The 12,990-nt window shown below is 48.0% G+C and carries 10 protein-coding genes and 1 pseudogene; 9 read left to right on the plus strand and 2 right to left on the minus strand.

The features are described 5' to 3' along the window. Positions 1 to 9 precede the first annotated feature (9 nt). The 3 genes from SDEN_RS04685 (at position 10) to SDEN_RS04695 (ending at position 4,228) form a co-directional block, all read left to right on the plus strand. Positions 10 to 1,095, plus strand: a complete 1,086-nt coding sequence (locus SDEN_RS04685; protein WP_011495352.1) for a PQQ-dependent sugar dehydrogenase — start codon at positions 10 to 12, stop codon at positions 1,093 to 1,095. Positions 1,096 to 1,109: 14 nt separating this feature from the next. Then, positions 1,110 to 3,317: a TonB-dependent receptor gene (locus tag SDEN_RS04690; protein WP_011495353.1), complete on the plus strand. Its 2,208-nt coding sequence runs from the start codon at positions 1,110 to 1,112 to the stop codon at positions 3,315 to 3,317. Positions 3,318 to 3,415: 98 nt separating this feature from the next. Beyond that, positions 3,416 to 4,228 carry a RecX family transcriptional regulator gene (locus tag SDEN_RS04695; RefSeq protein ID WP_011495354.1) on the plus strand — a complete coding sequence of 271 codons (813 nt, stop codon included), beginning with the start codon at positions 3,416 to 3,418 and terminating at the stop codon, positions 4,226 to 4,228. A gap of 33 nt (positions 4,229 to 4,261) precedes the next feature. On the opposite strand, the gene SDEN_RS04700 is transcribed toward SDEN_RS04695, so the two are convergent. Next, complete coding sequence (locus tag SDEN_RS04700; RefSeq protein WP_011495355.1) at positions 4,262 to 4,948, minus strand: hypothetical protein; 687 nt, start codon at positions 4,946 to 4,948, stop codon at positions 4,262 to 4,264. Between the two features lie 99 nt (positions 4,949 to 5,047). Continuing rightward, a pseudogene (locus tag SDEN_RS04705) lies at positions 5,048 to 5,293 on the minus strand (M13-type metalloendopeptidase); the annotation flags it as partial. A gap of 289 nt (positions 5,294 to 5,582) precedes the next feature. On the opposite strand from SDEN_RS04705, the gene SDEN_RS04710 reads away from it, so the two are divergent. From SDEN_RS04710 to gabT, 6 genes are all read left to right on the plus strand, one after another. Further along, a complete protein-coding gene (locus SDEN_RS04710) occupies positions 5,583 to 6,194 on the plus strand; it encodes an energy transducer TonB (protein WP_011495357.1) in 612 nt (203 codons plus the stop codon). A 200-nt stretch (positions 6,195 to 6,394) separates the two neighbouring features. Continuing rightward, a complete protein-coding gene (locus SDEN_RS04715; RefSeq protein WP_011495358.1) occupies positions 6,395 to 6,958 on the plus strand; it encodes an NUDIX hydrolase in 564 nt (187 codons plus the stop codon). A 137-nt stretch (positions 6,959 to 7,095) separates the two neighbouring features. After that, a complete protein-coding gene (locus tag SDEN_RS04720; RefSeq protein ID WP_011495359.1) occupies positions 7,096 to 8,568 on the plus strand; it encodes a carbon starvation CstA family protein in 1,473 nt (490 codons plus the stop codon). 268 nt (positions 8,569 to 8,836) lie between these two features. Then, complete coding sequence (locus SDEN_RS04725) at positions 8,837 to 10,123, plus strand: NAD(P)/FAD-dependent oxidoreductase (RefSeq protein WP_011495360.1); 1,287 nt, start codon at positions 8,837 to 8,839, stop codon at positions 10,121 to 10,123. 84 nt (positions 10,124 to 10,207) lie between these two features. Next, the gene (gene gabD, locus SDEN_RS04730) at positions 10,208 to 11,674 is read left to right on the plus strand and encodes an NADP-dependent succinate-semialdehyde dehydrogenase (RefSeq protein WP_011495361.1); all 1,467 of its coding nucleotides are present in this window, start codon (positions 10,208 to 10,210) and stop codon (positions 11,672 to 11,674) included. 9 nt (positions 11,675 to 11,683) lie between these two features. Beyond that, entirely contained in the window at positions 11,684 to 12,961 is a 1,278-nt protein-coding gene (gene gabT / locus SDEN_RS04735) for a 4-aminobutyrate--2-oxoglutarate transaminase (protein WP_011495362.1), read from the plus strand. Positions 12,962 to 12,990: the final 29 nt, after the last annotated feature.

The raw sequence follows: 12,990 nt of genomic DNA on the forward strand, positions 1-12,990 counted from the left end.
AATTGATTAATGAAGCACTTACTCTTTGCCATTATATTTCTCGCCAGTCACGGCGCCGAGGCGATTAGCCTAGATCAATTGTCATTGCCGCCAGGGTTTAAGATTGATTACTTTGCAGAAGATGTCGTCAGTGCTAGGCAAATGGCCTTGTCCGACAAAGGCATAGTCTATGTTGGCTCTATGAATGCTGGCAATGTCTATGCCTTACAAGATAAGGATAATGACGGTAAGGCAGAGAAGCGATGGTTAATTGCCAAAGGGTTGAAACGCCCCTCGGGTATCGCCTTTAAAGACGGCGACCTGTACGTGGCAGATATTAATCGAATACTTAAATTTAGCCAGATTGACGACCATCTCGATCAGCCTAAATCTGAGGTTTTCTTCTCAGATTTACCCCATGATAGCCATCATGGATGGAAGTTTCTGCGCTTCGCCCCCAATGGCGAGCTGATAATCCCTGTGGGTGCCCCCTGTAATATCTGTGAAGCCCCGACCGACAAGCATGCCAGACTCTTTTCCTTGAACATGGCAACCAAAACCCTCACCGAACTCGCCCAAGGGGTGCGTAACAGTGTTGGCTTTGATTTTCATCCTAGCAGCGGCGAATTATGGTTCAGTGATAATGGCGCCGACATGCTAGGTGATGACGTGCCCGCCGATGAGATTAACCGCCTTAGCAAGCCGGGTTCTCACTTCGGTTACCCCTATTTTCATGAAGGCACAATTGCCGATACAAATTTTTCAGAGGGGAAAAAAAGTACCGATTACGTCCAGCCAGCACTCAAGCTCGGTGCCCATGTGGCGCCACTTGGGATACATTTCTATCTTGGAAAACACTTTCCAGCGGCCTATCAGCAGCAATTGTTCGTGGCCGAACACGGCTCCTGGAACCGCAGTAAAAAGTCTGGCTATAAAGTTGGAATGGTCACACTTAATGGCTCGACGGTCGTTAAATATGAGCCATTTATTACCGGTTTTATGAAGGATGAAAAAACCTTAGGCCGTCCCGCAGCGCTAATGGAGCTTGGCGATGGCAGCCTGCTTGTCGCCGATGACTTTGCTAACGTGATTTATCGCGTGACTTATGGCGATTAAGGTCTAATGCACTCGTGATAAGACGTATCCTTCAACTAGTCTCGCCTCAAGTCTCGGGGCGAGTGCTCAGCTTGGTACTCGCCAGCTTGGTACTCGCTTTAGTGCCACAGCACTCTTTGGCAACTGACGCTAAGACTGACGCAAGTGCTGACCTTAATGCTGGCCTTAAGACAGACGCTAACGCAAAGGTTAAGCAAGCTAGCAGGCCTGCTTCAGAAACAAAACACACAGCACAGACTATCAAACCACGCCCTCTTGAAGTGTTAACCATCACCGCAAGCCGCCAGGCTATGGCAATCAAACACAATAGCACTAGCATCAGTGTGGTCGATGAACACCAACTACAAGCTATCGGTCACCAACACATCAATCAAACCCTAGCTCGGGTTCCCGGCAGTTGGATAAGCAGGGGAAATGGTCAAGAACATTTAAGCGCGATACGATCGCCAGTGTTAACTGGGGCAGGGGCTTGTGGGGCATTCTTCATGGCAGAAGATGGCATTAGTCTAAGAGCTGCGGGCTTTTGTAACGTCAATCAGCTGTTTGATACTAATACCGAGCAAGCGAGCCGTATCGAAGTCATCCGAGGGCCTGGCAGCGTGCTCTATGGGGCCAATGCCGTGCACGGCACCATCAATATTATTAGCCCGGATATGTTTGTGCCAAGGGATGAATATTTAAGCCAGGAAATTGGCCCAGACAATTACTGGCGCAGCAGTGTCAGCACTCAAAGTGTCAAGAATAACCATGCCTTAGGAGTGTATGCTAATGCGAGCCATGATGGTGGCTACCAAGAGGGCAGTGGCTATGAACAGCAAAAGCTTAATTTGGTTCATCAGTATATGCAGGATGCGTTCTCGGTAAAAAGCATGTTGAGCACCAGCCACATTAACCAACAAACCGCCGGGTTTATTCGCGGTAAATTCGCCTATAAAGATGAGGCGTTAAAGCGTCAAAACTCCAATCCAGAGGCGTTTCGCCATAGCCAATCTTGGCGTGCCTATAGCCGGCTTAGCTGGGAAATGCCGGGTAGCGAGCAAGATAGCGAACTGAACATTACCCCTTATCTGCGTTATAACAAGATGACCTTCCTGCAGCATTATTTCCCTTGGCAGCCAGAGGAAGACAACAGTCATCGCAGTATGGGCATCAAGAGTGTTTACTCGCAACACCAAGGCGAGTTCAGCTGGCATGGAGGGCTAGATCTGGAATTTACCCAAGGTCAGCTACAAGAAACTCAAAAAGGGGCGTTCTCTGCGAGTATTCCCCAAGGGGCACACTATGATTATCGCGTCGATAGTCGCAGCATGTCTCCTTTTGTCGATGTCGACTGGTTTGCCACTCAAGTCCTCACAGTCAACCTAGGGGTTCGCTATGATCATATTGTTTACGACTATGATAACCGCTTAAGCTCAGGCAGTGCTTGTGACTTAGGGGTTTCAAACTGTCGCTTCTACCGCCCCGAAGATGAAACTCGCAATTTTGGCCACTGGTCGCCCCGTTTAGGCTTGGTATATCAAGTTAATGAGCAATTGAACCTGTATGGGGAATTAGCCCAAGGCTTTCGAGCCCCCCATACTAGTGAACTGTACCGATTACAGGCAGGGCAAATCAGTGCCGATTTGGATACTGAGCAATTAACCAGCATTCAATTTGGCCTCAGAGGCTATTTAGACAGTTTTTCCTATGAGCTTAGTCTCTACCAAATGCATAAAAGTCATTTCATTTTTCAAGATAGCCAGAGTCAATATGTCGGCAACGGGGAAACTCAGCATCTAGGGTTTGAGTTTTCACTCTCTTACGCATTTAACGACCAATGGATGCTCTCATTAGGGGGCAGTGTTGCCGAACATGAATACGCCAATGACCTGCGGCTAATTGATGAGAGCATTGAGGGTAATCAGATTGATACCGCGCCGAAGGAAATGCTCAATACCCGTGTAAGTTGGACGCCCAGCACCAATCTGCAACTGGAGTTAGAATGGCAGCACTTGGGCGAGTATTACCTAAACCCAGAGAATAGCGCCAGTTATCCCGGTCATGACCTGCTTCATTTACGCGGCCAAGTTCAAATAAGCGATAAGCTTGCGCTGTCACTGCGACTGAACAACGTGTTAGATAAGGATTATGCCGAGCGGGCCGACTTTGCCTTTGGCTCCTACCGTTACTTCGTTGGGCAGCCTAGATCAGTTTTCCTCACCCTGCGCTATCAAATGGACTAAATGAGCCTGTATCCATTAAATAAATCAGATGGGTATTACTCAACACTTTAGGCTTTGGTACACTGCTGTGATGACTTTTAATTTAAGATCAATTTGTTATGCAGCGCCCAACCCTACGACAAGCCAAGACCATAGAGAATGTGTTTAACAGTGCTTATTGGCACCTTGGTCAGCAAGATTTCACCATTAATGAAATTCGCGCCAAACTTGAGCGTAAAACCGACAATCAACAATGGATTGACGAAGTACTGGCTAAACTCATAGACAACGGTTATTTAAAAAGTGACCATGACTTTGCCGTGCGATATTGTGAAATGGCCTTCAGTAATGAGCTAGGCAAAGGTGCGATAAAACGTAAATTACAACTGCGGGGCATCAAGGAAGCCGAAATCGATGCCGCCATAGCACAAGTGATGGATGAGCAAAACGTCGATGCCTTCGAGATGGCGGCTGCTAGGCTGCTTAATAAATATGATAATTTTTATGGCACCAATAGAGAGAAAGTTCATGCCCAGATGACCACTAAAGGCTTCTCGCGGGCCGAAATAGAACATGCCATCTCACAGCACCCAGCCCAAGACACACTGCGCAGTAAATTAGCCGTAAAAGCCGACAAGGTGAACTTAGCCACTGAGATCATCAAACTCTTTAATAAAGGCAAGGGCAAGACCCTCATCTTGCAGGAACTTAAACAGCGGTTGATTGATGTGAGCGACTTTGAAGAGACGCTGTATCAACTGAGTCTGACAGAGGAAATCGACTTTTATCGAAGCTGTAAAAATGAGCTGGCAAAAAAACGCTATGACTTATCGGACTATAAAGACAAGTCAAAAGCCTATGGCTATTTATCCCGAAAAGGCTTTAGCAGTGATGAAATAAAAGAGGCCATGGCGCTAGGTGACGACTCATAGAAAGTGACGGCCTATCCATCTCTAAAATCAAAACTAAGGAATTATTAATTTTATATTGCCGATAATTGCTAAGTTGAAGTCGGCATATTCTGGTAGATATGTTGTAGGGCCAGCGGTGGATGCAAGGGGTATGCCTGTAACAACAGCACTGGCAACCATAATGGCTTCTGAATTTAATAAAGACACCTTGTAGTTTGCATTCGACTCTGTGAATGACATGCCTGTAAATTCAGGTGTTGTGTGGATGAGAATGTAGCGAGTTTTTTCAGGGAGAACAAATTGATTACTAAGTACATTTTTATCGAATTCAAATTCGTAACGAGGCTTGATTTGAGCAAGTTGTCTTTTGTCATTATCAAAAGCGGTGATTAGAGGGTAAAACAAAAACATAGCTCCGTTTGAAGCAGATGAGACGTAGCTTTGAATGATGATGTTTTTGGTATTATGGGGCAAGATCACCACTTTTGCGGGTGAGAGATAAGTATCAAAATTGACTAGCGTAGCTGTGTCAGGAAAAATCCCTAATACGCCAGAGGACCCTTTTTTATGTTCATACGCATTATTAAAAAGTGCTAAATTAGTGACAGCTATGGGAACCCGCTGATTAAACATTTGTTCTGCTTGAGCTATTGATGTGTGAGACTTAACTCGTTTATTGAGTTGGCATGCTGAAAGAAACAACATCATTATTATCAAAACAACGACAGTGAAGGCTTTCATGTTTTAGCTCCCAATAAATTCAAATGCTTTTCAATAAATCATTGATGATATTATTAATATTTCATTACCAAATGTCCACTTAAAATATGCCAGTCATATTTGCTGTACTAGCTTGGCTAGTATGTCGGCCTTAGCTTCAAAAGCGGCTCTGTCTTTGTCTGTCCACCAGTTGCGCTGAATGCCATTGGCGTCAGATTTTGAACCCTGATCGTCAAAGCCGTGGCCCATTTCATGGCCAATCACAGCAGCAATACCACCATAGTTAACGGCTGCATCGGCATTGGGGTCGAAGAATGGCGGCTGTAAGATAGCGGCCGGAAACACGATTTCGTTAAATGAACGGTTCTAGTAAGGTGCTGGGCTGGCTTTATTATTCAAATAAAGGCTAATGAATTTAAGATGTAATTCCACTCAATGATGTAAGTGTTAAGGTGCAACTGTTGTTTTATGGTTTTTATCTGGTTAAATATTTGTAAAATATGGGGTTTTATTTTTAAAATGTAACAAAATGTTTGGTAAGTGTGAGTGAATGCTGCTAATGATAAATAACCTTAACTCGGAATAGCGGCGAAATATAGCAGGTTGCTTTTCTTGGGCTGGGATTTATAGCAACCTACACTGAAAAGGATCGTCTATGACTCAAAATAACCTGTTTAGCCGCAGTGCCATAACCATGAGTGGTGCTTTCATAACACTGATTTTATTTATTTTTATGTCGCAGCTTGTTAAAAATGATCAAATATTCACAGGCACAGCGACAGAAGCGCCAATACTGCATTTTTTGCAAGACATTCCCGAGCCTACAGCGCCGCAGAAAATCCAACGGCTTCAGCCTCCTGCGGTAACGCCAAGACCTGTGCCCACTAGCGTGCCGCAAAACACAACGCCTGGTGTAGACTCTATCACCAGTATTGCGCCACCTGTCATGCCTACGCCAACCGAAACCTTTGGCCGTGAGGCGGCTTCTGCCGATGCTATGCCAGTTATCCAAATTTCACCCCAATACCCGATCGCGGCCGCCAGAGATGGCAAAGAAGGCTTTGTGGTTGTCGAATTTGATATCAGTACCTTAGGTGCTGTGATTAACGCTAAGGTCATAGATGCCGAACCAAAACGTATTTTCGATAAAGCGGCTATCCATGCCATTAAGGGTTGGAAATATAAGCCTAAAATGGAGCAAGGTAACCCAGTAGAAGTTCGCAAACAGAAAGTCAGGTTAGACTTTTCATTAGATCAGGCTCAATAAGACTCAAGGGACTAGGTATGAGCTTAATGGGGGGAGCCTGGCTCCCTCCATTTTTTGCGCCATTGCCCTTTTTCCATGGCGCCGCAATGCGCCTAGGTTGTAGCGCTTGTGGCACCTAGGTTGAAGCGCCTCGGCAAGGCGAGTATTATGCCTGGCTGTGCTTATTTCCCTTATTCCACTTAAATCTTAGAAGTATTGTCATGCGCCATTTAGCCACCAATTATCATCACGACACGCCTAAAGAGTTCGTCGCCCTGCATCAATCAGCCATGCTAACTCGGCCTGCCACTCGGGCTATCGTGCTCAAGGGGCAGCAGATATTACTCCTCTATACTGAGCGCTATCATGATTACAGTTTGCCTGGCGGTGGCGTAGATGAAGGCGAAGCCATTGAACTTGGGCTCATTCGTGAGTTACGGGAGGAGACGGGGGCCAAAGGCGTGAGCCAAATTCGCCCCTTTGGCGTCTATGAAGAATACCGTCCATGGCGTCGCGACGGCTATAGTGTGCTGAAAATGCTGTCTTATTGCTTTACTTGCCAGATAGAGGCCGAGCTGGGTGACACTGAGTTTGAACCCCACGAAATCAACAATGGCATGACCCCAGTCTGGGTCGATATCGATGAAGCCATCAATCACAACCTTAGCACTATGGCCAATAGTGAAAAGAAAGGCTTATCAATCGAGCGAGAAACCTTCTTATTGCAACTGATAAGGGATGAGCTGATCCAGCCGTCATCTTTGCATGCTAATGCGCTGAAATAACAAACGACTTTGAGATAACCGACTTAGCAGTGACAGGGGAGCGGTTACTGGGCTTAGTATGCCAGAGGAACTATTGACCTGAGTTGCTAACTGAATAACACTCGAGGTTTCAGATATTCCAAGTATGGATACGCAATATGTTGATTTTTTTGATTTGTATTGGCCTGCTATTACTCGCCTATAAGTTTTACAGCCCCTTTGTCGAGCGTCAAGCGGGCATAGACCCCAAGGCTCAAACGCCTCAGGCACGGTTTGATGATGGGGTGGATTATGTCAAAGTGCATCCCCTTAAAGCTTACCTTATTCAATTTCTTAATGTGGCTGGGGTCGGGCCTATTTTCGGCCCGATTTTAGGCGCACTTTATGGGCCTATCGCCTTAGTCTGGATTGTGCTGGGTAATATCATCGGCGGCGCAGTGCATGATTATTTCTCGGGTGTGTTGAGCATTAAGGAAGATGGCAAGAGCCTGCCTGAAATCGCCGGTCATTACTTTAATGGCTACTTTAAAGCCGTCATGCTGCTGTTCACCGCCATGCTGCTGTTCTTCGTCGGGGTGGTGTTTATCATGAGCCCGGCGGGATTACTCAGTAATCTAGCACTGTTTGAAGGCACAATACTGGCCAATAACACCTTTTGGGTGTTGGTTATTTTAGCCTATTACTTTTTGGCGACCTTACTGCCGATTGATAAAATTATCACTAAGTTGTATCCCGCTTTTGGCCTCTTGATGATAGTCATGACAGTCTCTATTGGGCTGGCAATTCTTTTTAATGCACCAGAGTTACCTGTGATGGGAGATGTGCTGGCTTACTTTGATCATAGCCATTATAACAATGAGTTGTTGGCGCCTAATCCCGATGGCTTGCCTGTGTGGCCCTTGTTGTTTGTGACTATCACTTGCGGCGCTATCAGTGGGTTTCATTCCACTCAAGCGCCGATAATGGCGCGCTGTTTAACCAATGAGCGTTATGTGCGGCCTGTATATTACGGCGCTATGATTTCTGAAGGTGTGGTGGCCTGTGTTTGGGCGACCGCGGGCATGGCGGCATTTCCCGGTGGTTATCTTGAGCTCAAAACTTTGCTTGATCAAGGCGGCCCAGGTTTAGTGGTTAACCAAGTGGCCAGCAGTTATTTAGGGGTTGCTGGCGGCGTGATGGCCATTATTGCCGTGGCCGTGTTCCCTATTACGTCGGGCGATACCGCCTTTAGATCGCTGCGCCTCACCCTGATAGATGCCTTTAATATTCCCCAGAGTGTGCGTAATCGTTTGCTGGTGGCGATTCCCATTTTGGTTATCGCTTACTTAATGACAAAAATCGATTTCTCCTTGATTTGGCGCTATTTTGCCTTTTCTAACATGCTGTTATCCACTAGCGTCCTGTGGCTTGCCACTAAATATTTATTTGATCGAGGTGCCTTCCATTGGATAGTGAGCTTGCCGGCTATTATGGGCACCAGCGTGACTGTCTCTTACATAGTCACCGCCGGCATAGGCCTAGGTTTACCGCAATCATTGAGCCAGCCTGTGGGGATAGCTGTGGCTGTGATTGGTTTGATGGCCTTAACACTCACTCATGTTAAGCATAAGCGTCAACGGCAAGTGCTTTAGCTGTGGCTTTTTGGGGGGGCTGTGGTTGTTGTGGTTTTAGGCGCGACTTTGCTGCAGCTTTGGGTTTGTTGAGACAAGCTGTGACGTAAGTATCAATCTCATGGCCTTAATCTAACCATTAAGGCCATTATTTATCGCTATTGCACTGTTAACTCATGGTTAACTAAAAGTTAATTTAAGCCTGTGGGTTATTCTTCTTTTAAAATGGCGCTGCTTGAGTGTAGGATGAATTAGTGCCGTTTCGCTTTGACCCTACAAAGGAAGTTCTATGTCTACCACACCCCATGCTAGTTCGTATTATGCGGCGTCAGCCAATGATAAAGTTGAGCGCCCACGTTTAGAATCTTCAATTGAAACCGATGTTTGTATTATTGGCGCCGGCTATACCGGTTTATCTTCAGCACTGCATTTACTGGAAAGTGGCATGAAGGTGGTGGTATTGGAGGCCGCTAGAATAGGTTGGGGCGCCTCAGGCAGAAATGGCGGCCAAATTGTTAATTCTTTTAGCCGGGATATCGACTCCATTGAGAAAGTCGTCGGTAAAGAGCAGGCCAAACTCTTCGGTCAAATGGCCTTTGAAGGCGGTCGCATCATTCGCGAGCGGATCAAAAAATACAATATCGACTGCGATCTCAAAGATGGCGGCGTGTTTGCGGCGCTCAATGCTAAACAAATGGGCCATCTTGAAGGGCAAAAGCAGCTGTGGGAGCAGCACGGTCATCTTGGCCATTTAGAGATGCTAGATAAAGCGGCCATAGGCAAGGTGGTTGACACTGAGATCTATGTCGGCGGCTTACTGGATAAGAGTGGCGGACATATTCACCCGCTTAATCTCGCCTTAGGTGAAGCGCGGGCGGTTGAGTCACTAGGAGGTCTGATTTTTGAAGACTCGGCGGTGATCAAGGTCGATGATGGTCAAAATCCTGTGGTTCACACCGCCCTTGGCCAAGTTAAAGCCAAATTTGTGGTGGTGGCGGGCAACGCTTATTTAGGTAAATTGCTGCCGGAACTCCACGCTAAGTCTATGCCTTGTGGCACCCAAGTGATCGCCACCGAGCCCCTCGATGATGCGTTAGCGGCGAGTCTGTTACCACAAGATTATTGCGTTGAAGATTGTAATTATCTTCTTGATTATTATCGTTTATCTGGCGATAAACGCCTGCTATTTGGTGGTGGCGTTGTGTATGGCGCCCGCGATCCTGCGGACATCAAGTCGCTTATCATGCCTAAACTGCTTAAAACCTTCCCCCAACTTAAAGATGTCAAAGTCGATTACGCTTGGACAGGTAACTTTTTGATGACCCTATCGCGTTTACCTCAAGTGGGGCGCATTGGGCATAACATCTATTATTCTCAAGGTTGTAGCGGCCACGGGGTGACTTATACGCACCTTGCGGGCAAGTTAATCGCCGAGATGCTCAACGGTCAGGCGACCCGTTTTGATGCGTTTGCGAGTCTGCCTCATTATCCCTTCCCCGGCGGTCATGCCCTGCGAGTCCCCTTTAGTGCACTGGGCGCTTGGTATTACACCTTAAGAGATAAGTTTGGTATCTAACCATTTACGTTATTCCACTTTGGCTTAGGCCATTTTTTACCCCACAGCGTGCTGACATAAAAGCACGCTCGGAAGGAGGCAGGTGTGCAGCTATCCAGCATTCAAGAATTATCAGATCCTAGTTTGTTTCGTCAGCAAGCGTATATCAATGGGGCTTGGTGTGATGCCCTTAGCGGCGAGACTAGCCTTATTCTCAACCCTGCAACCCAGTTGCCTCTGGCTCGTGTGCCGCATATGGGGGCAAAGGAAACTCAGTCTGCTATTGATGCGGCTGCAGGAGCTTTGCCCGCGTGGCGAGCGCTGACGGCAAAAGAGCGCAGTAGCAAGCTTAGGCGTTGGTTTGAATTGATTATTGAGAACACAGACGATCTTGCCCTTATCATGACCCATGAGCAGGGTAAGCCACTGTCTGAAGCCAAGGGCGAAGTGGCCTATGGTGCCGCTTTTATCGAATGGTTTGCCGAGGAGGCCAAGCGAGTCTATGGCGATACCATTCCAGGCCATCAAGCAGATAAACGCATCACTGTCATACGCCAAGGTGTGGGGGTGACGGCGGCCATTACCCCATGGAACTTCCCCTTAGCTATGATCACCCGTAAAGCCGCACCAGCGCTGGCGGCAGGTTGCACCATGGTGGTAAAACCTGCACAGCAGACGCCTTTTTGTGCATTGGCGCTTGCAGAGCTTGCCCACAGAGCGGGGATCCCCAAAGGGGTATTCAATGTGGTGCCGGGGGATGCTATCGCCATAGGTAATGTGCTGTGCGAGAGCCCCATAGTGCGCAAATTATCCTTTACCGGCTCGACGCCAGTGGGCATCACCTTGATGCAACAGTGTGCGCCGACCCTTAAAAAACTCTCCTTGGAGCTTGGCGGTAACGCGCCCTTTATCGTGTTTGATGATGCGGACCTTGATGCAGCGGTAGAAGGCGCCATGATAGCCAAATACCGTAATGCGGGGCAGACTTGTGTGTGTGCTAATCGCATCTATGTGCAGGCAGGGATTTATGATGCCTTCGCCACTAAGCTGGTTGCCGCGGTGAATAAGCTCAATTTAGGTAATGGGCTCAAAGACGGGGTGACCACAGGGCCACTGATTAATGCCGCGGCCGTGGCTAAGGTGACTGAACATATCAATGATGCCCTAGATAAAGGCGCTAAGGTGTTAGTGGGCGGCAAGCGCCATGGGTTAGGCGGTAACTTCTTTGAGCCGACCGTGCTTAGCCAAGTGAACGCCAGTATGCGGGTCGCCAAGGAAGAAACCTTCGGCCCACTGGCGCCCTTGTTTAAATTCGATGATGTGGATGATGTGATAGCTCAGGCCAATGACACAGAATTTGGTTTGGCGGCGTATTTCTATTGCCGCGATATCTCCTTAGTTTATAAGGTGGCTGAAGCCCTAGAGTACGGCATGGTGGGGGTGAATACTGGGCTTATCTCCACAGAAGTGGCCCCCTTTGGCGGGATTAAATCATCGGGCCTTGGCCGTGAAGGCTCAAAATATGGCATCGAAGAATACTTAGAAATGAAATACATCTGTATGTCGGTATAGGAGCCGCTAATGAGTACAACAAATGAAGCTTTGATGGCCCGCCGCCTTGCGGCTGTGGCGCCGGGAGTCGGCCATGTTCATCCCATTTTCACCCAAAGGGCAGAAAACGCCACAGTATGGGATGTGGAAGGGCGCGAGTATATCGACTTTGCAGGCGGGATTGCCGTGCTCAATACTGGTCACCTTCACCCTAAGGTCAAGGCGGCGGTGCAAGCTCAGCTTGAGGACTTCTCCCATACCTGCTTTATGGTGCTAGGTTATGAGAGTTATATCCAAGTGTGCGAAAAGCTGAATCAACTGGTGCCAGGGGATTTCCCTAAGAAAAGCGCCCTGTTTACCAGTGGCTCTGAAGCGGTAGAAAATGCCATCAAGGTGGCCAGGGCTCATACTAAGCGCGCGGGCGTAATTGCCTTTACCTCGGCTTATCATGGCAGGACTATGGCAACGCTGGCATTGACTGGCAAAGTGGCGCCCTACAGCAAGGGCATGGGGCTGATGTCGGCTAACGTGTATCGGGCGCTTTTCCCTTGTGAGCTTCATGGGGTGTTTGAAGACGATGCCATGGCATCCATCGAGCAAATTTTTAAAAATGATGCTGAGCCCAGCGATATTGCGGCGATCATTTTAGAACCTGTGCAAGGGGAAGGTGGCTTCTATGCCGCGACGCCAGCCTTCATGAAGCGCCTTCGGGATTTATGCGATCGAGAAGGCATCATGCTTATTGCCGATGAAGTGCAGACGGGGGCTGGTCGCACCGGCACTTTCTTCGCCATGGAACAAATGGGGGTGGCGGCGGATATCACTACCTTCGCCAAATCCATTGCCGGCGGTTTTCCGCTTTCAGGGATCACAGGACGAGCAAGTGTCATGGATGCCATCGCAGCTGGAGGCCTAGGCGGCACCTATGGCGGTAGCCCTATTGCTTGCGCCGCAGCACTGGCCGTCATTGAGGTGTTTGAGCAAGAGAACTTACTCGAGCGGGCTAACAGAATGGGCGAGCATATCAAAGCGCGACTGGCGGTGATGCAGGCTAAGTATAAGCAAATTGCCGAGGTACGAGGCCTTGGTGCCATGATTGCCATCGAGCTGATGGAAGACGGTAAACCTGCCCCTGAATATTGCCCGAAAATATTAACCGAGGCGAGAAATCTTGGTTTGATCTTATTGTCCTGCGGCACCTATGGCAACGTGCTTAGAGTTCTCGTACCGCTAACTGCGCCCGATGAGCAGCTCGATGCAGGGCTAGATATTATGGCAACTTGCTTCGATAAAGTTTTTAAACCTTAACCTGTTCACTTGGCCCTAGCTCGATGGAG

Origin of the sequence: Shewanella denitrificans OS217 (genome assembly GCF_000013765.1) — a bacterium.
In the GTDB taxonomy this organism is placed as follows: Bacteria; Pseudomonadota; Gammaproteobacteria; order Enterobacterales; family Shewanellaceae; genus Shewanella; species Shewanella denitrificans.

Coding starts and splice junctions, on each gene's coding strand:
- SDEN_RS04685 (WP_011495352.1), top strand. CDS start 10: ATGAAGCACTTACTCTTTGCCATTATATTTCTCGCCAGTCACGGCGCC.
- SDEN_RS04695 (WP_011495354.1), top strand. CDS start 3,416: ATGCAGCGCCCAACCCTACGACAAGCCAAGACCATAGAGAATGTGTTT.
- SDEN_RS04700 (WP_011495355.1), bottom strand. CDS start 4,948: ATGAAAGCCTTCACTGTCGTTGTTTTGATAATAATGATGTTGTTTCTT.
- SDEN_RS04710 (WP_011495357.1), top strand. CDS start 5,583: ATGACTCAAAATAACCTGTTTAGCCGCAGTGCCATAACCATGAGTGGT.
- SDEN_RS04715 (WP_011495358.1), top strand. CDS start 6,395: ATGCGCCATTTAGCCACCAATTATCATCACGACACGCCTAAAGAGTTC.
- SDEN_RS04720 (WP_011495359.1), top strand. CDS start 7,096: ATGTTGATTTTTTTGATTTGTATTGGCCTGCTATTACTCGCCTATAAG.
- SDEN_RS04725 (WP_011495360.1), top strand. CDS start 8,837: ATGTCTACCACACCCCATGCTAGTTCGTATTATGCGGCGTCAGCCAAT.
- gabT (WP_011495362.1), top strand. CDS start 11,684: ATGAGTACAACAAATGAAGCTTTGATGGCCCGCCGCCTTGCGGCTGTG.